Below are 16419 nucleotides of genomic sequence, written 5' to 3' on the forward strand. Positions count from 1 at the left end.
GATCTGCTGGAATTCTGGCCGAACGCGCGTCCGCACCCGCCGTCTTCCGGGGCTTCGTCATGCGCCTTGGGTGTGACGGAGAGGAGAAGTGACGCGGAGTCTCATGGGCGGTTGAACTTTGGTTGCCCAAACCGCTCAAGCATGCGTCAGTAGCGAGTGGATCTCGGCCAACAGTGGTGGCGATCACGTCAAATCCGGCGTGTCGCCCATGCCTGCGACTGCTCGATCGATAGACCTTCTCTCGACCATGCATTCGAATCATCGATTCGGATCACATAGTTCGGGGGTTTCGATGCACATACCGTGGCTCAGGAGCGTTGGCAGACAGGCGCTCACCATGGCGACCGCGGTCGCTCTGCTGTCGGCGGTGCCGTCCATGGCGCAGGCAGACGCGTCGGCTGATCTTGAGGTTGAGTCGTACGTCCTGCCGATTGGCTCGGCCACGCCATCGCTCGAGGAGTTGCAGAGCGAGGGCGGCATGGAACGTCTGCGGGACATTGCCCGGAACGCGGAGCCGATCGCGCAGTTGCCGCACGAGACGGTGGGGCCTGCGGCGTCGTACGCGCGACTGGCAACTCAGCCCTCCCGCACCGCACCTGTCAGTGCAACCCCCTCGCCGACGCCCATGATCGCGGCCCCGGAACCGGCCCGCACAATGACGCTCGACGAGTGCAAGAAGGGCCTGGGCACCACCAACAGGTTTTACTTCACGTCCCGGTTCGCGGCCTGTTCGGGTGCTTCGTTCGTACAGACCTGGCTCGTCAATGGCAGGCCCTCCGGCGTGAGCATGTTCAACGTCCGGGTCGTGGGAACGATCGCCAAGAACAGCCGCACGATCAACTTCAAGTACTACTTCACCGACATGGAATCGGAGGGCACCACCGAGGCACCAGCGATGAAGATCGATACCAAGGGGAAGATACCCAACAGTTGGCCGTCCACGGTTCGCTACACCCGGGGCGGCAGCATGCCCGGAACGAAGACCTTCGCCGAACTCAAGGTGCTGCGCGCGTTCAACGAAACCATCAACGCCAAGCCCGGCCAGGGGAGCGGCGGCACAACGGATCTGATCGCCGCCATCTACCAGCCGTCCATCACCATCACACCGCCACCCAACGCCAAGCTCACCGGCGATCTCAAGGGCGACCTGTTCTTCCTGCCGCCGCGCTGGGACGCCGCGAAGTACCTTGCGAACTCCACCGGCGGCGGCAAGCCTGACAAGAGGGGCGCAGCCTCTTTCGCCTACATCGGAATGCTGAGTTACAGCACGAAGGCCGGCGCCAAGGAGCGTGCGGTGGCTCAGCACATCAAGACGGCGTTCACCAAGCCGGCGGACACGAAGCCGTACATGTCAGCGAAGAAGGTGCCTGGTCAGACGCCCGATCAGCCGCTGCACCGAACGGTCAACAAGACGCGCAAGGACGACAACCGCAAGGCGGCGGTCAAGCAGTGCAAGCGATACTGGGGCGCCAACTACACGCACGGTGGCACTCGGGAGTGCGACGAGTACCCCTTCGCCACCACCTATGAGGGCGCGGCGGAGCACGACTACGACGCGGACGCGAAGAAGTTCAACTTCTCTGTGAAACCGATCGCAGAGGAAGACAACGGTGCGGGCGGCAACCTGCTCATCAGCTTCTACGCCAAGAACCGGATCATCGACGGAATGGAAGACGGCTTCATCGTGAAGATCGTCTCCTGACGTGCCGACGGCGGGGTGCGGAGGCCGCACCCCGCCCTTGACCGTGTTCAGGCCGTCGCGGGCCAGAACTGCACAAGGTACTTCTCCACGCCTTCGCCCGTACCTTCCTGCTCCGACAGTGCGGCAGCCTCCCTGCGCCCAGCACAGCTCACCCGCACCCGCCAGGAACCCCCCGAGTCGGCAAGCGTGATCACGTCATCGGCGCGCCCCAAGCCCATGGACCATACGGCCACTTCACCACTGGTCGACTCGAAGTCGGCCTCAGCCTGCTCGTCCCACCGCGAAGAATCCTGCGTGGGCGGCTCCCCGTTCCACACCTCCACGGTGACCGCAGCGGTGTGCGTGTGGCCACCGCTGTAGATGTCGAAACGCCCCGGAAAGGCATTCAGGAACACGCCCTGCGCGAAGTCGTCAGGGAACGGGACGGGCAGATCACCGTCATCGGACTCCTGAAACCCAAAGCCGTGATACTCCACATCCGCATCAAGGTGTTGCTGCCGGACAAGCTCGGCCATGGAGCCCCCTTGGCATGACAAACGACTGGTCATCCCCCTGATCCTAAGTCGCCACTTCAGAGAGCACACAGGCATTGGCTTCCGGACCGGTGGGGCAGCCCGTCCCTGCCCCAGCACGAGATGGCTGGTCTTGACTCCCGAAACCTACCTGCGGAGGCGCGGCATCAAGACCGCGATTCCTGAGGGGATCGACCAGTTCAACGGCCGCGTCCGGCGCGGCGACAGTCGCTGCTGGCTCGACTGGGCCGCCTACCGGCGCCGCAACGTCGTCGAGCGCTGCTTCAACAAGCTCAAGCACAACAAAGCCCTGGCCACCCGCTACGGCAAACGCGCCCGCTACTACTAGGCCCTGGTCATTATCGCCCGCCTGCAACTATGGCTGCCCTGACATGGCGCTCGACCTAGGGGCGTGTCGGCCCAGCCCCGTAGCGCATTCGCCGTCTCACTGCGCATCCGAGTCCGTGATCTTATGCTGACATAGGCTGGAGACGACCTGGGGGGGTATGTCTGATGAAGGCAGCAGGCCGGGGAAAGTCCGTATTGAAGTCGGGGGTCAAACGACTCTTGGGACGTGCTGGATTCGACATCGTGCGCAGCACCAACAACCTGGGGGGCGTCGACGACTTCATCCCGTTCGAGGCGACGATGCGGGCTGCACGGGCGGCCGGTCTGTCGGTCGGTGACTACATCGACGAGGTCATGAACGGGACGCCTGGCGCCACCCAGTCCACCATCGATGAACTGCGCGCTCTCGGCGTCTTCGCGGCCAGCCCGGACACGGTGCTGGAGATCGGCCCCGGATCCGGGCGGTACCTGGAGAAGACACTGAAGGAGTGTGCACCAGACCGCTACGAGATCTACGAGACGGCAGCGCCTTGGGCCAACTACCTGGTGGACACCTTCAGCGTGGTCGCCCAACCGACCGCAGGAAGCAGTCTCGCCCCGACACCCGACGGCAGCATCGACCTCGTTCACGCCCATAAGGTCTTCAACACCGTGACCTTCCTCGGCGCCTCCCGCTACTTCTTCGAGATGGCACGCGTCACGCGACCCGGTGGTCGGATCGTCTTCGACGTCATGACAGAGACCTGCCTGGATCCGGCCGCGGTACGCGCCTGGGCGACGCAGGGCGGCGCGGGGCACGACTCCTACCCAGCCGCCATGCCACGCCAGACATGCGTGGACCTCTTCGCGACCCTCGGCTGCAGCCTGGATGCCAGCTTCCTGACGCCCATGGGCGTCGCCTCCACGGAGGTGCTTGTCTTCGCAAAGGGGGCTTGAACCCTCTGGAGGCTTCCGCTTGCCAATGGGCGGGGCTGTGGGGTGGAACAGGGTTCCTGGCCGGGTGAACACTGTGCCCGCGCGAAGACCAGCGCCTCCTGTGGTGGTGGCGGTCGGTCAGTGCGTGTCGCGGATGCCGAGACGCAGGTGTTCGATGTGGTGGACGGCCTGGTCGAGGAGTTGGGCGACATGGTCGTCGTGGAGGCGGTAGACGATCCGGCGGCCGACGCGCTCTCCGGTGACCAGGCCCAGGGCGCGCAGCAGGCGCAGCTGGTGGGAGACGGCGGACTGCTCCATGCCTACGGCGGCGGCGAGTTCGGTCACCGAGTGGGGGGCGTGCCGCAGGGTGGTCAGGATCCGTAGGCGGGACGGTGTGCCCAGTGCCTGGAGGGTCGTGGCGACGGAAGCCGCCGTCACGTCGTCGAGGCGGGCGGCCGCGATGACGTCGCGGCCGCCCGGTGCCTCACCGGCGTGCACGGTTCCGGGTCTGGCGGGGCGGGCGGAAGAACTGCAGGGCCAGGGCGGCCGGGGGGTCGGCGACGCCCGGTCCGCCGTCGGCCGCCCAGCGCACCAGTTCCTCCGTGCAGTCGTCGTCCATGGCGAAGCCGATCCAGGCGGCCCGGCCCCCGGCCCGGCGTCCGGCGGCGGAGGGCTGGACGACGATGACGTTGGCGTGGTCGCAGGGCCCGAGGCAGTCGGTCGTACGGACGGTGAAGCGTCCGCCGGAGGCGAGGGCGCTGGCGCGCAGCAGGTCCAGCTGGCCCGCGTGGTCGAAGCCCCGGTGTTTGCGCCGGTTGCCGCAGCAGCACCCCCGGCAGACCACCAGCGTGCACGGCCGGTCCGCCGCGCGGATCACGGAGCGGTTCACAGCGCGGTCCGGGAGGGCACGCTGTACGCCCGGACCCTGCCGTCGCGCCAGGCGGCGATCAGCAGATGCGGGCCCGCCCAGGCGAGCGCGGCGACCGCGGTGCCGTCCCCGTCCAGCTCGCGCGCGGGCCGAAGCAGCGACTGGGGCCGGCCCGCGGTGGCGTGCCACAGCGCGATCGTGCCGTCGTGGCCGCCGCTGGCCAGGTGCCCGGCGGGGCCGGGACGCCAGGTGAGCGCGGTGATCGTCTCGTGGCACCGCAGGGAGCGGGGCGCGGTGCCGGCCGGTCCCTTGCCGGAGAAGTCCCAGACGGTGACGTCCGGGGCGCCGTCGGCGGCCAGCCAGAAGCCGGTGTCGTCGAAGGCGAGGCGGGAGACCTTCTCCGGGTAGCCGGACATGGTCAGCTCGCTGCCGTCCCGGGTGCGCCAGATATGGATGGAGGCGTCCTGGTTGCCGCTGCAGATCCACTTGCCGGTGGGGGGCGACGGCGAGGGCGAGGTGGGAGCCGACGTAGGGGTAGGTCACCACCGGTTTCTCGGTGTGGCGCTCGTGCCCGCGTACGGCACCGTAGGCGGCCACCGCGAGGCGCCGTCCCTGCCGTAGCCAGGCCAGGTCGGTGACGGTGGAGGCCGCGGGTTCCGTACGCCACAGCTCCTGGCCGTCGGTGTCGAGGACGAGTGCCCGCCGCCCGGAGGCGACCGCGACGCGGGCCTCGTCCGCCCATGCCGCGGCGGCCGACCAGGCGCCCGGCTCACGGACGACCGTACGGCTGTCGGCGCGCCGCCACAGCGCGTACCCCATGGGGCCGGTCACCGCCAACTGCCCCGCGTCGGGGGAGAGCTCGACGCGCAGTGCGCCGCCGGGCAGCTCCAGCGCGCCCATCTCGGCGCCCATCGCGGCGTCCAGGACCGTGACCGTGCCCTCGGCTCCGGTGACGGCCACCAGGTCGCCGCGGGCGCTGAGCGCGACCGGCGCGTCGTCGACCGTGAGCTCCCAGGCCACGGCGAGATCGGAATCGACGATGAGGCTCACGCGGCGGCTCCCGCCGTGGCCAGGCAGTCGGCGAACCCGCGCTCCAGTGCCTCGCGGTCGAGGTTGCGTCCGATGAACACCAGCTTGCTGCCGCGCGGTTCGTCCTCGCGCCACTCGCGCCCGAGGGTGCCGTCGAGCAGCATGTGGACGCCCTGGAAGACGTACTGCTTCGGTTCGCCGGCCAGGGCGAGGATGCCCTTGGAGCGGAAGATGTCGACGCCCTTGGTGCGCAGTAGGTGGCCGAGCCAGGCGTTGAGGCGGTTGTCGTCGAGCTCGCCGCCCAGTTCGATGCCGACCGAGGTGACGGTGGTGTCGTGCTGGTGCTCGGTCTCGGTGAGGAAGGACGGGTCGTCGGCGAGCACCCGCTGGAGGTCGAAGGCGCCCACGTCCAGGATCTGCCGGAGGTCGACGCCGGCGTGCCGGGCGCGCAGGATCTGCACCGGCGCGTTGATCGAGCGGATGCGGGCCTCCACTTCGGCGAGGGTGGCGTCGTCGGCCAGGTCCGTCTTGTTGAGCACCACGCGGTCGGCGAAGGCGATCTGCTCGACGGCCTCGTTCTCCACGCCTTCCGGCTTGACCTCGTCCAGGTGCTGGAGCACGTGGGCGGCGTCGACGAGCGTGATGATGGCGTCCAGACGCAGCTGGGCGGCTATCTCGTCGTCCATGAAGAAGGTCTGCGCGACCGGTGCGGGGTCGGCGAGTCCGGTGGTCTCGATGAGGATGTGGTCGAACTGCTCGCGGCGGCGCATCAGTGCGGCCAGGATGCGGATGAGGTCCCCGCGCACGGTGCAGCAGATGCAGCCGTTGTTCATTTCGAAGATCTCTTCCTCTGCGTCGAGGACGAGCGCGTCGTCGATGCCGACTTCGCCGAACTCGTTCTCGATGACGGCGATCCGCATGCCGTGGTGCTCGGTGAGGATGCGGTTGAGGAGAGTGGTCTTGCCCGAGCCGAGGAAGCCGGTCAGTACGGTGACGGGCACGCGCCCGTCGCGCGGCGCGTCCGTGGTGGTCGTTTCGCTCATCAGGGTCAGGCTCCTTCGGGTGCGGTGGTGAGCAGGACGGCTTTGAGGTCGTCTTCGGTGACTTCGTCAGTGGGCCGGTGCAGTGTCCAGCGGCGGGCCGGGCCGTTCATCGGCAGGACGGCGACGACCGTCTCCAGGGGCGGGCAGCCCGGTTCCGTGCAGGCGAGCTGGCGGATCAGGACGGCGGTGTCGTCGTCGAGTTGCAGCAGGGTGCGCACGGTCTCCTTCAGCTCGCGCAGGTGCGGGCTCGGTGCGGCGGGGCTTCCTGGCCCGAATCCCAGGGGCATGGCGGCGGTTCTCCTCAATTGGTGGCTGGTTGGCAGCCGGCGCAGACGCCGGTGAGTTCGACGGTGTGTTCCACCGCAGCGAATCCGGAGTCGGATGCGATTCGTCCCGCCCACTCCTCGACCACCTCGGAGTCCACCGGGCTGCTGCTGCCGCAGGCACGGCAGATCAGGTAGTGGCGGTGGCCGTCGCCGGGCCGCCACCGGTAGAGCCGTTCACCGGCGCCGACACCGGCCTGGACGACGTCGACCGCGTCCGCGGCCTCCAGGTCACGCAGTCCTCGGTAGACGGTGGTCAGGCCGATCCGAGTGCCATCGGCGGTCATGCGCGCGTGCAGATCCTGTGCGGAGATGAAGTCGTGACAGTTCGCGAGAGCTTCCAGAAGGGCCGAGCGCTGCCGGGTGGGTCGTTGCTGGGTCGTCAGGGCGCTCACACCGATGTTCACCTCCTGGTGGCGTGCCGAACGAAGCCTAGATGAAAATGAAATCCATATCCATATGAACGATAGCTCATGTGTGGGCGGGGTGCGAGTAGGGCCTGTCCGCGGTTGCCCGGAGAGGGGAGGCGTTGGCTGTCTGCGTGAACTCGGCGTGCTGGGTTGCCTGGCCCGGGGGCTGAGTAACGCCGAACCGGCCACCCACCTTCGCCTGTCCTGAACGGCGATGAAGGGGGCGGGGGCCCGGATTGCAGATGCACTCTCTGCCGCTCCTCGGGCCTCGCAGTGGCCGGCGGTGCGGCCCGGCCCGTTATGGCCCCTGGGTCATCCGCAGAAGCGCTGCCCGCGCTCAAGCTGCTGGGGCTGATCGCCTGGCAGGTTCCGATGACCGAACACAGCGGGTGGAACCCCGTGTGGTGCTCGGTCGGATTCCTGGCCGCCGCCGTTCTGTCGGCCGTGGTCGTGCCCGCGATGGACCTGTGCCCGCAGGTGTGGCCGTCCCGGCTCCTGTCGCTCTCCGCGCTGGCGTGGGTCGGGCGCAACCTCAGCTACGGGACCTGTGGCACTACCCCGTCCTCAGGTTGCTCTCCGAACTGGGCATGGACGGCGGCTGGCTGCTCTGGGCCGGCGTCACGGCAACGGTCGTGGCGGCTCTCGCTTCGTACCTCCTCATCGAGTGGCCCTTGCTGCGACGTGATCGGTTCAGCGTGCGCAAGTTGGTGCTGGTTGTCGCTGCGGCGCGTTGACGAGCCCTGCGGCAGAGCTTTCAAGAGGGGCCCGGCCGTTGCCACCGGGTTATGGGCGTCGGCAGGGTCCGGGACTCTGGTCAGGGTGAGCCGGCGGGCCGTCAGCAGATCGGCGCTTGGGGGACGTCCTTGCCGTACTTCGTCAGGGAGCACACCGTCTTCGCGGAGATCTTCCACGTGTCGTCCTGGCGTACGGACGCACCCGGTCCGTCCGGCCCGACCTTCGTGGCGTCAGAGAAAAGGGTGTAGTCGACACGCGCATGCAGGTCGGAGGTGAAGGTCACCGCATCGACGCGTATCCGGAGCGTGCGTGTCTCCGGGTCTTTGACGAGCGCCTCGATCATGAGCTGGTACTCGTTGCCGCTCTCCGCGACATCCGCCTTGTCCTCGACGGAAGTCTCAGGGCTGAAGAATCGCGCCCAAGCGTCGCGAACCTCCTCTTCGGCTTCGGCAGGATCTTCCGGGGCACTTGCCGTCGGGGTCGGGGACTGTGAGGTGGTGGGAGGCAGCGTGCGGCTCGGTGTGCTGGTCGACGTGAAGGTCGGGGGTGTCGGCCGGGGTTCGTCGTCCGTGCACGAGACGGCGGCTGCGAGGAGTGCGGCCGCCGCGACGACGGCGGGAAGTGATCGCCGTTGTGGGCCCATGGTTCCTCCTCAGAGGCGCTCATGGGACCGCGTTCCCCGTCTTGCAGCGGCTCATCCTCGCTTGGTGTGACGGCATGGCCGACGGGCATCAATCGAGTGTGAGTCCATGGATGCGTCGTGTCGGCTTGGCCGTCTGGTTGGTGACCGCCGTGATCGTCGTGGTGATCGCGGCCTTCTGGGGCATTCAGAGGATCTGAGCCGGTTGGTGGTCGCGAGGCCAGCGCGTCGCACGGCAGCCATGCGTAATCGAGCAACTACGCTGCGTTTGTGACCCTTGTGATGGCCGGCCGCAGCACCCAGCGTCCCGTGCCATCCGTGCTGCTCATCGGACTGATCCTTTTGGTGGCGACCCACTTGCTGGGCGCCCTGCACGGGCCGGGCTTCCTCGGTCCCCACAGGTCGCTCACCGCCGTGGGCGCGGTACAGCCGGTTGCCGAGGTTGAGGCGGCGGTCGGGTCCGAGCACGGACACAGTCACGAAGCCGCTCAGGACGTCGGGCACGCGGTGGACCGCGTCCGGGACTCGGGCGGCCATCCTGTCCATGCTCCGCTGATCATCGAGCCCGTCGCCAGTAGGCCCGTCTCTGAGGCATCGCTCGGCCGCGTCGGCCCAGCCGAAGGTGATGTGGGGCCGGGAGGCGGTCGGTCCGCATGCGCACGGCATTGCGTCTGGCGGCAGTAGGCACAGCCCGCATGCCCTGACCTGGGCCGCGCCGCGACGGCGGCAGCCCACGGTCCGGCGTGCCCGCGCGCCCCTGTACCGCCAGCACCGCGCCCGCCCGACCGGTGGGTGCGAAGGAGCCGTACCTTCATGGACCCCACCCTTTTCGAATCCCTCATCCCCGTCGGGGGCGACACTCCCGTCCCTCCGATCGCCCGCCACCCGGCCCACCTGGTGGGCAACACCCCGGTCCTGTGGATCGACGAGCCGTTCGCCCCGCCGGGCCGGGGCTTCCACGCCAAGCTGGAAGGCGCCAATCCGGGCGGTATCAAGGACCGGCCCGGTCTGCACATGATCCGCGAGGCGAGGTGCCGTGGCGACCTCGCGCCGGGTGCGCCGATCGTCGAGTCCTCCAGCGGCACCCTTGGGCTCGGGCTCGCCCTGGCCGGGCTGACGTACGGTCACCCGGTCACCGTCGTCACCGATCCGGGCATGGAGCCGTCGATGGTGCGCCTGCTCACCGCACTCGGCGCACACGTCGACCAGGTCGCCGCCCCGCATCACGACGGTGGCTGGCAGCGGGCCCGCCGCGAGCGCGTCGCCGAACTCCTGGCCGATGTCCCGGGGACGTACTGCCCGGACCAGTACCACAACCCCGACAACGCGGCCGCCTACCGGCCACTGGCCGCCGAACTCCTCGCCCAACTCGGTCGCGTGGACGTCCTGGTGGCGGCGGTGGGCACGGGCGGACACTCGGCCGGCATCACGTCGGGGCTACGCGAGCGGTGCCCCGGGCTGAAGCTGATCGGCGTGGACGCGGTCGGCTCGACGATCTTCGGGCAGCCTGCCGGGCCGCGGCTGATGCGCGGGCTGGGGTCGAGTATCCATCCGTCGAATGTGGACTACGACGCCTTCACCGAGGTCCACTGGGTGGCCCCGGGCGAGGCGGTGTGGGCCTGCCGTCAGCTCGCCCGCCGACATTACGCATCTGGCGGCTGGAGCGTCGGTGCGGTGGCGCTGGTCGCCGGGTGGGTGGCACGGACGTATCCGACGGGCACACGGATCGCCGCCGTGTTCCCGGACGGCCCGCACCGCTACCTGGAGACCGTCTACAACGACGCCTGGTGCCGCGAACACGACCTCCTCGGCCACCGACCCGCGCCGGAGCCCGACGAGATCGCCGAGCAGGACGAGTGCGTCGTGACCGGGTGGACGCGGTGCAGTCGCGTGCGGGACCCGCTGGGTCGCAAGGCCGCGGCGAAGGCGGGTGCGCGATGAGGCGGCTGCGGGTCCAGGTGGCCTCCTTCGACCGTCCGGTCCGGCTGCTGATGGTGAACCAGTTCGCCATCAACCTCGGCTTCTACATGCTCATGCCCTACCTCGCCGATCATCTGGCCCACGGCCTCGGGTACGCGGCCTGGGCGGTCGGACTCGTGCTCGGCGTGCGCAACCTCTCCCAGCAGGGCATGTTCCTCGTCGGCGGCACGCTGGCCGACCGGTACGGCTGCAAGCCGATGATCCTCGCCGGCTGTGCCCTGCGGACGGTCGCCTTCGCCCTGCTCGCGGTGGCGGGCAGCCTCCCCACGCTGATCATCGCCTCGGCGCTGACGGGCCTTGCGGGGGCGCTGTTCAATCCGGCCGTGCGCGCGTATCTCGCGGCGGAGGCCGGAGAAGAGCGGCGCGTCGAGGCGTTCTCCGTCTTCAACGTCTTCTACCAGGCGGGCATCCTCGTCGGCCCGCTCGCCGGACTCGCCCTGCTGACCTGGGACTTCAGCGCGGTGTGTGCGGTGGCCGCGCTGATCTTCGGCGCGCTGGCCGTCCTTCAGGCCCGGGCCCTGCCGGCCCGCCCACCGGTCGACCGCAGCGCGGACCCGGCATGGCGGGCGGTGGCAGCCGACTGGCGCACCATCGCAGCCAACCGGCCCTTCCTGCTCTTCGCCGCCGCCATGTCCGGCTCCTACGTCCTCGCCTTCCAGGTCTACCTCGCTCTCCCGCTCCGAGCCCGGGAACTCTTCGGCGAGCAGGCCGGGTTGATGACGGGCGCGGTCTTCGCCGTCTCGGCGCTGGCCGCGCTGTCGGGCCAGCTGAAACTGACCGCCTGGGCGAAGCGGAGTCTGTCCGGGCCGCGGGCCATCGTGTACGGGCTGGTGGTGATGGGGGTGGCGTTCCTGCCGCTGCTGCCCGCTTCGCACGACGCGGTGGTCGGGGCAGGAGCCTTGGCGGTGTGCGCGGTATTGCTGGCCTGGGGCGGGGCGCTGCTCTACCCCTTCGAGATGGACACCGTCGTACGGCTTTCCGGAGACCGGCTGGTCGCGACGTACTACGGGGCCTACAACACTGCCTGCGGCATCGCGATCTCGCTGGGGAATCTCGCCGTCGGGGCGTTGTTCGACACCGGCGTCCGGTGGCTGCCGTGGGCCGCACTGGCCGCGACGGGGCTGGTGTGCGCGGGGCTGGTGGCGCAGTTGGACCGCGCCGGGTACCTGGCCCGGAAGCTGGTGCCGGTCCGGGTGGCCGGCGATGTCAGTGCCGGCTGACAGGATCGGCCGCATGACGAACTCTGCTGCTATCAGTGCGTACTGGGATGCCGCCGCTGACGCCTTCGACGACGAGCCGGACCACGGCCTGCGCCGTGCGGCGACCCGAACGGCGTGGGCGGTGTGCCTGGATGACTGGATGCCGCCCGCTGCCGTGGACGTCCTCGACGTGGGGTGTGGCACCGGGTCGCTCTCCCGCCTGCTGGCCGAGGCCGGGCACCGGGTAACCGCGGTGGACCTCGCCCCGAGGATGGTCGAACAGGCCCGGGGCAAGTTCACGACAGCGGGCCTCGAGGGCCGTTTCCTGGTGGGCGATGCCGCCAACCCGCCCACCGATCAGAACAGCTACGACGTCGTCCTGTCCCGCCACCTGCTGTGGACCCTGCCCGACCCCGACGCCGCTCTGCGGGACTGGATCTCACGGCTTCGTACGGGCGGCACGCTGATCCTGGTCGAAGGGCGGTGGCGGGAAGCCGGTCAGACCGGGCAGCCCTACGTGGCCGGCGCCGAGACCCTGCCCTGGCACCGAGGCATCGCCGCCGAAGAGCTGGCCGCCGCCGTCCGGCCCTTGGTGGCCGAGCTCCGCGTGGAAGACCTCAGCGACAAGCCCGACTTGTGGGGGCACCCGGTCAGCGACGAACGGTATGCGCTGATCGCCCGGGTCTGATCCGGTGAGGAGCGGCCGCCGAGGAGCCGCTCGGCGGCCGCTCCTCACCGGTGGGCGTGGAACCCGTCAGTCAGGGGGTGATGGCTGTGCCGCCATGCGCCCCGTACGCGTATGGCATCCGCGAGGTGTGGATGGTCGGCGCGGAGGTCGCTGTGCTCGTGCTCGACCGGGCCCGGTTCCTGCGCCGGCCACAGCCGTACCGCCAGAAGTGCGGCCGTGAGCGCGATCAGGCCCAGTGTCACCACCGCCGACTGCAGGCCGGCGGCCGCGCCGAGCCAGCCGGCCAGCGGATAGGTCAGCAGCCAGCAGCTGTGCGAGAGGGAGAACTGCGCGGCGAAGGCGGCGGTGCGCGCCTCGGGCGGGGCCGAGCGGCGGATCAGCCGGCCGGTCGGGGTGAGCACCATCGAGCCGGCCGCGCCGAAGGCCGCCCAGGTCAGCAGCAGCGCGGGCCAGCGCCAGGGGGCGCCGCCGGATGCCGTGAGTGCGCCGAGTGCGGCGAAGACGAGGGTGAGCAGCAAGGCGCCGCGCAGCATCACGGTGCGGTCGCGGACGCGGTCCAGGATCCGGGGCAGCAGCAGTGCGGCGACCATCGAACCCCCGCCGTACGCGCCGAGCGCGAGCGACACGTCGGCCGCGCTGCGATCCAGCTCGTCACGGACGTAGACGACGGTGTTGACGGTGACCACCGCACCCGCCGCCGCGACCGCGAGGTCGAGGGCGAGCAAGGCACGCAGTTGCGGGCTGGCGAGGAAGAGGCGCGTGCCTGCGGTGGCCTTGGCGTACACGCTGTCGCCGCGAGATTCCGGGGCGACCTGCTTCGGCAGCATCGCCGACACCACCAGAACCGCTGAGGCCAGGAAACCTGCCACCGTGCCCAGGAACAGCCAGTTGTAGGTCATCAGTGACAGCAGCGCGGCGGCGAGTGCCGGGCTGAACAGGCTCTCCGTGTCGTAGGCGAGGCGGGACAGTGAGAGTGCCCGCGTGTAGTCGCGCTCTGCGGGCAGCACGTCCGGGAGGACCGCCTGGAACGTCGGCGTGAACGCGGCCGATGCCGACTGGAGCAGGAAGATCAGGACGTAGACCTGCCACACCTGGTCCACGAACGGCAGGGTCAGCGCCACCGCGGCCCGGACGAGGTCTGCTCCGACCATCAGCGCCCGGCGTGGCAGCCGGTCGGCGACCGCGCCGATGGCCGGGGCGATCGCCACGTACGCCACCATCTTGATCGCCAGTGCGGTGCCGAGGACCGAGCCCGCGTCGGCGCCGGCGATGTCGTACGCCAGCAGACCGAGCGCGACCGTGGCCAGTCCGGTGCCGACCAGGGCGATCACCTGGGCGGTGAAGAGACGGCGGTAGGTGCGGTTGCGCAGGACGGACAGCATGCGGCAATCCCTCGGCGGGTCGAGACGGGCGCGGCCGACTCTCACTGTATCCATAAGTGCGCACCTGTGCACATGTGGACGTCGGATCCCCTCGAGGGCGGGCGACGTTGGCTCGTTCCTGCCTCTACGCTGTGTGCATGCCTGCTCGCGAGTCCCTGCCAACTGCACCTGGTGCGCATCTGCGCCCCCCGGACAGCGCGCGTCTCGCGGAGGCGACCGAGGTGTTCGCGATGCTCTCCGACGTGACGCGGTTGCACCTGCTCTGGCTGATCGCCCAAGGGGAGTCGGATGTCGGCTCACTGACCGAGCGGTGCGAGGCATCCCGGACCGCGGTGAGTCAGCACCTGGCGAAGCTGCGGCTCGCGGGTCTGGTGGAGACACGGCGCGAAGGGCGGCGCGTCTACTACCGCCTCCGGGACGGGCATCTGCGACGGCTCGTGATGGAGGCGTTGAGCCACGCCGACCACCGGGTCAGCGGGCAGGCACCGCACGACTGACCGGGCGCCTCCGGGGGTTGCCAAGAGGAGGAGTTTCACCTCGCGTCGGCGCTCGGCCCGCCGTAGGGCCTGGACGGGTAACCGGTGTCGAAGTGCATGTAGTCAGGTACGTCGATGTTCTGCCACACCCAGCCCTCGGTCGTGAACGCCCGCCAGACCGGACCGCCTTCGAGGATCTTGCCCTTGCCCTGCGAGCGCGCGCTGTGCTTCGCGCTCGGCTTCCAGCACTTGCACCGCAGATCCTGCCAGGGGTTCTCGAGGGGGTTGATATCGACAGCGCGGCCGTTGGCGTGCGGGGACTCCGTGGTCGGCGCGTTGATCTGATCGGGGCGACGGCAGTTGAAGGCGGCGGTGTTGTCGGCGGCCAGGCTGGCGGTGTTGTCGCCGCCGTACTCCTCCAGGGGTTTCATCTGCCGGATGGGAAAGCCGGTGTCGAAGAGCTCGGTGAAGATGCGGACGACGCTGTCGGCGGTGTCCGCGTTGACGACGAGCACCCCGCGGTGGGTCTTCGTGTCGAATCCGTGGTGATTGATCTCCACACGGCGCAGCTGGTCGGGCGAGGTCACGGGACATCCCCTGCGCACCATCCCCGCTTCCTTCATCTTCTGCCATTGCGCAGCGGGGACCGAACGGATCACCGCATCCGCGGAGGGGGCGGGGGACGGTGTCGGGCTGGAGGTCGCCGAACTGGTGCCCGGCGCGGTGGAGCCGGTGTCGGCTGCGGCCGTGCAGGCCGTGGCCAGGAACAGGGCCGCAAACGCGAGCGGTGGCCATGGCCGGACGGTACGGATCACTGCGCTGTTCCTCGGGGGAGCCGGTGGGGAAGGTCGTATTCGTAGGTCAGGAGGGTGCGGCCCTCGGGCGTGCGGGTCTGGCCGGCGCACCACCAGCCGAGGCGTTCGTAGTAGCGGCCCGCGCCGTCGGGTCCGGCTGCCGTGACCAGGCTGACTCGGGCGCATCCGGCGGAGGCGGCGTCTTCGGTGAAGCGACGGACGAGCGCCGAGCCCAGGCCGTACGAGCGGACCCGGCCGATGACGACGACATGGGCCAGGACGGCGGTGACTCCGGCCCGTGGCCGGCTCTCGGCTGCCTGGGGGGCTGTTTCGCGGCGGCCGGGGAGCAGCTTGCGTGCGTAACGTCCCAGACGGGTGCGTATGAAGTGCAGAGACAGTCCGGGGCGGACGGAGAGAGACATGCATGCGCGCAGGGCGAGCCCCCGTCCGTGAGCGCGTACGACGTGCCGGCGGTGCGCGACCGGGTCGATCACGCCGACCAGGAAGCCGACGGGTGCTCCATCGGCCTCGGCGATGTACGCCCGCGCGTGGGGGCTCGTCAGGTACGTGCGGGTGTAGGCCGTCAGATAGCCCGGTCCGAGCCGGGCGAAGAAGCCGTCGGGGAAGTGGTCGCGGTGCTCGTCCACCACGAACGGCAGGTCCTCCGGCCCCATCGGTCGCAGTGCGCAGCCGAAGGGGGTGCCTCGGCTGGGGGTGCGCGATGGGGGGATGCGGCCGACGGGGCCGGAGGGGTCGGGGGCGGGCAGGGCAGGGCTCAGTGGCGCGGATGCGCCTCGCTCGACGTCCACAGAAGAAAATTACTACGTCGCGTAGAAGTTCTACAGCGGATAGAAGTTCGATCCTGGGTAAAATTTCTACGGAGGGTAGAAAACCAGCCGCTGTCGCTCTGCGGTTCCCGATACGGTCGGGAGTCGTGGACGCGTGAACGTGCGGCACAGTGCGGTGACGAGGGGCGGGACAAGAGCGATGAGACCGTTCGGTGAACTGGAAGCCGAGATCATGCGGGTGATGTGGGCGAGCGGCGAGCCGCTCAACGTCCACGAGATCGTCGACGCACTCCATCGAGAGGGACGGGACCCCGCGTACACGACGGTCATGACGGTGACCGAACGCCTGCGCACGAAGGGGTGGTTGGAGCGGGACAAGCAGGGCCGGTCCTTCCGCTACAGCCCTGTGCGCACCGCCGACGACTACTCGGCCGAACTCATGGAGCAGGCCCTGGAGTCGTCGGCCGACCGTGAGAGTGCCCTGCTGCGCTTCGCCGGTCGCCTCGACGCCTCGGAGGCCGCTGCTCTGCGCAGAGCGCTGGCGGACATGCCCGCCGAGCCGAGCGCCGACGGCTGAGGAAGTCCAC

At 69.5% G+C, this 16419-nt stretch carries 19 protein-coding genes and 1 pseudogene; 9 read left to right on the top strand and 11 right to left on the bottom strand.

What is annotated here, in order from left to right:
• Positions 1–337: 337 nt before the first annotated feature.
• Positions 338–1702 carry a NucA/NucB deoxyribonuclease domain-containing protein gene (locus tag CP976_RS44025; protein WP_229876682.1) on the top strand — a complete coding sequence of 455 codons (1365 nt, stop codon included), beginning with the start codon at positions 338–340 and terminating at the stop codon, positions 1700–1702.
• 47 nt (positions 1703–1749) lie between these two features.
• On the opposite strand, the gene CP976_RS38205 is transcribed toward CP976_RS44025, so the two are convergent.
• Entirely contained in the window at positions 1750–2217 is a 468-nt protein-coding gene (locus tag CP976_RS38205) for a hypothetical protein (RefSeq protein ID WP_150484446.1), read from the bottom strand.
• Positions 2218–2359: 142 nt separating this feature from the next.
• Between CP976_RS38205 and CP976_RS38210 the strand changes: the two are divergent.
• Together CP976_RS38210 and CP976_RS38215 are read left to right on the top strand one after the other, a co-directional pair.
• Positions 2360–2563, top strand: a pseudogene (locus CP976_RS38210) (IS5/IS1182 family transposase); the annotation flags it as partial.
• Positions 2564–2727: 164 nt separating this feature from the next.
• On the top strand, positions 2728–3498 hold the full coding sequence (locus CP976_RS38215; protein WP_150484447.1) for a methyltransferase domain-containing protein: 771 nt from the start codon (positions 2728–2730) through the stop codon (positions 3496–3498).
• A 117-nt stretch (positions 3499–3615) separates the two neighbouring features.
• Here CP976_RS38215 and CP976_RS38220 read toward each other — a convergent pair whose 3' ends face one another.
• The 3 genes from CP976_RS38220 to CP976_RS44030 are packed head-to-tail and all read right to left on the bottom strand — an operon-like array spanning position 3616 to position 4761.
• On the bottom strand, positions 3616–3975 hold the full coding sequence (locus CP976_RS38220) for an ArsR/SmtB family transcription factor (RefSeq protein WP_150484448.1): 360 nt from the start codon (positions 3973–3975) through the stop codon (positions 3616–3618).
• Positions 3962–4366, bottom strand: a complete 405-nt coding sequence (locus CP976_RS38225; protein ID WP_150484449.1) for a (2Fe-2S) ferredoxin domain-containing protein — start codon at positions 4364–4366, stop codon at positions 3962–3964. The genes CP976_RS38220 and CP976_RS38225 overlap by 14 nt, the downstream gene beginning before the upstream one ends.
• Positions 4363–4761, bottom strand: a complete 399-nt coding sequence (locus tag CP976_RS44030; RefSeq protein ID WP_229876680.1) for a WD40 repeat domain-containing protein — start codon at positions 4759–4761, stop codon at positions 4363–4365. The genes CP976_RS38225 and CP976_RS44030 overlap by 4 nt, the downstream gene beginning before the upstream one ends.
• Between CP976_RS44030 and CP976_RS44035 the strand changes: the two genes are divergently transcribed.
• Positions 4760–4966, top strand: coding sequence for a hypothetical protein (locus tag CP976_RS44035; RefSeq protein WP_244403673.1), 207 nt, complete (start codon positions 4760–4762; stop codon positions 4964–4966). The genes CP976_RS44030 and CP976_RS44035 overlap by 2 nt on opposite strands.
• Before the next feature lie 425 nt (positions 4967–5391).
• On the opposite strand, the gene CP976_RS38235 is transcribed toward CP976_RS44035, so the two are convergent.
• The 4 genes from CP976_RS38235 to CP976_RS38255 form a co-directional block, all read right to left on the bottom strand.
• Positions 5392–6417: a CobW family GTP-binding protein gene (locus CP976_RS38235; RefSeq protein ID WP_150484450.1), complete on the bottom strand. Its 1026-nt coding sequence runs from the start codon at positions 6415–6417 to the stop codon at positions 5392–5394.
• 5 nt (positions 6418–6422) lie between these two features.
• On the bottom strand, positions 6423–6704 hold the full coding sequence (locus tag CP976_RS38240; protein WP_150484451.1) for a hypothetical protein: 282 nt from the start codon (positions 6702–6704) through the stop codon (positions 6423–6425).
• Positions 6705–6718: 14 nt separating this feature from the next.
• On the bottom strand, positions 6719–7135 hold the full coding sequence (locus CP976_RS38245) for a Fur family transcriptional regulator (RefSeq protein WP_150484452.1): 417 nt from the start codon (positions 7133–7135) through the stop codon (positions 6719–6721).
• An 850-nt stretch (positions 7136–7985) separates the two neighbouring features.
• Positions 7986–8528: an MTB12 C-terminal domain-containing protein gene (locus CP976_RS38255; protein ID WP_150484453.1), complete on the bottom strand. Its 543-nt coding sequence runs from the start codon at positions 8526–8528 to the stop codon at positions 7986–7988.
• Positions 8529–9338: 810 nt separating this feature from the next.
• Between CP976_RS38255 and CP976_RS38260 the strand changes: the two genes are divergently transcribed.
• The 3 genes from CP976_RS38260 to CP976_RS38270 are packed head-to-tail and all read left to right on the top strand — an operon-like array spanning position 9339 to position 12392.
• On the top strand, positions 9339–10466 hold the full coding sequence (locus CP976_RS38260; RefSeq protein ID WP_150484454.1) for a PLP-dependent cysteine synthase family protein: 1128 nt from the start codon (positions 9339–9341) through the stop codon (positions 10464–10466).
• Positions 10463–11725: an MDR family MFS transporter gene (locus CP976_RS38265; protein WP_150484455.1), complete on the top strand. Its 1263-nt coding sequence runs from the start codon at positions 10463–10465 to the stop codon at positions 11723–11725. The genes CP976_RS38260 and CP976_RS38265 overlap by 4 nt, the downstream gene beginning before the upstream one ends.
• A 13-nt stretch (positions 11726–11738) precedes the next feature.
• Positions 11739–12392, top strand: coding sequence for a class I SAM-dependent methyltransferase (locus tag CP976_RS38270; protein WP_150484456.1), 654 nt, complete (start codon positions 11739–11741; stop codon positions 12390–12392).
• Positions 12393–12436: 44 nt separating this feature from the next.
• On the opposite strand, the gene CP976_RS38275 is transcribed toward CP976_RS38270, so the two are convergent.
• Positions 12437–13774, bottom strand: coding sequence for an MFS transporter (locus CP976_RS38275; RefSeq protein ID WP_150485684.1), 1338 nt, complete (start codon positions 13772–13774; stop codon positions 12437–12439).
• 137 nt (positions 13775–13911) lie between these two features.
• Here CP976_RS38275 and CP976_RS38280 point away from each other — a divergent pair, with 137 nt between their 5' ends.
• Positions 13912–14271, top strand: a complete 360-nt coding sequence (locus CP976_RS38280) for an ArsR/SmtB family transcription factor (RefSeq protein ID WP_150484457.1) — start codon at positions 13912–13914, stop codon at positions 14269–14271.
• A 35-nt stretch (positions 14272–14306) separates the two neighbouring features.
• Here CP976_RS38280 and CP976_RS38285 read toward each other — a convergent pair whose 3' ends face one another.
• Both CP976_RS38285 and CP976_RS38290 read right to left on the bottom strand, forming a co-directional pair.
• The gene (locus CP976_RS38285) at positions 14307–14837 is read right to left on the bottom strand and encodes a M15 family metallopeptidase (protein ID WP_229876679.1); all 531 of its coding nucleotides are present in this window, start codon (positions 14835–14837) and stop codon (positions 14307–14309) included.
• Positions 14838–15061: 224 nt separating this feature from the next.
• On the bottom strand, positions 15062–15718 hold the full coding sequence (locus CP976_RS38290) for a GNAT family N-acetyltransferase (RefSeq protein WP_150484459.1): 657 nt from the start codon (positions 15716–15718) through the stop codon (positions 15062–15064).
• A 313-nt stretch (positions 15719–16031) separates the two neighbouring features.
• Here CP976_RS38290 and CP976_RS38295 point away from each other — a divergent pair, with 313 nt between their 5' ends.
• A complete protein-coding gene (locus CP976_RS38295; protein WP_150484460.1) occupies positions 16032–16409 on the top strand; it encodes a BlaI/MecI/CopY family transcriptional regulator in 378 nt (125 codons plus the stop codon).
• Positions 16410–16419 lie beyond the last annotated feature (10 nt).

The sequence above is a fragment of the Streptomyces coeruleorubidus genome, from assembly GCF_008705135.1.
Taxonomy (GTDB): domain Bacteria; phylum Actinomycetota; class Actinomycetes; order Streptomycetales; family Streptomycetaceae; genus Streptomyces; species Streptomyces coeruleofuscus.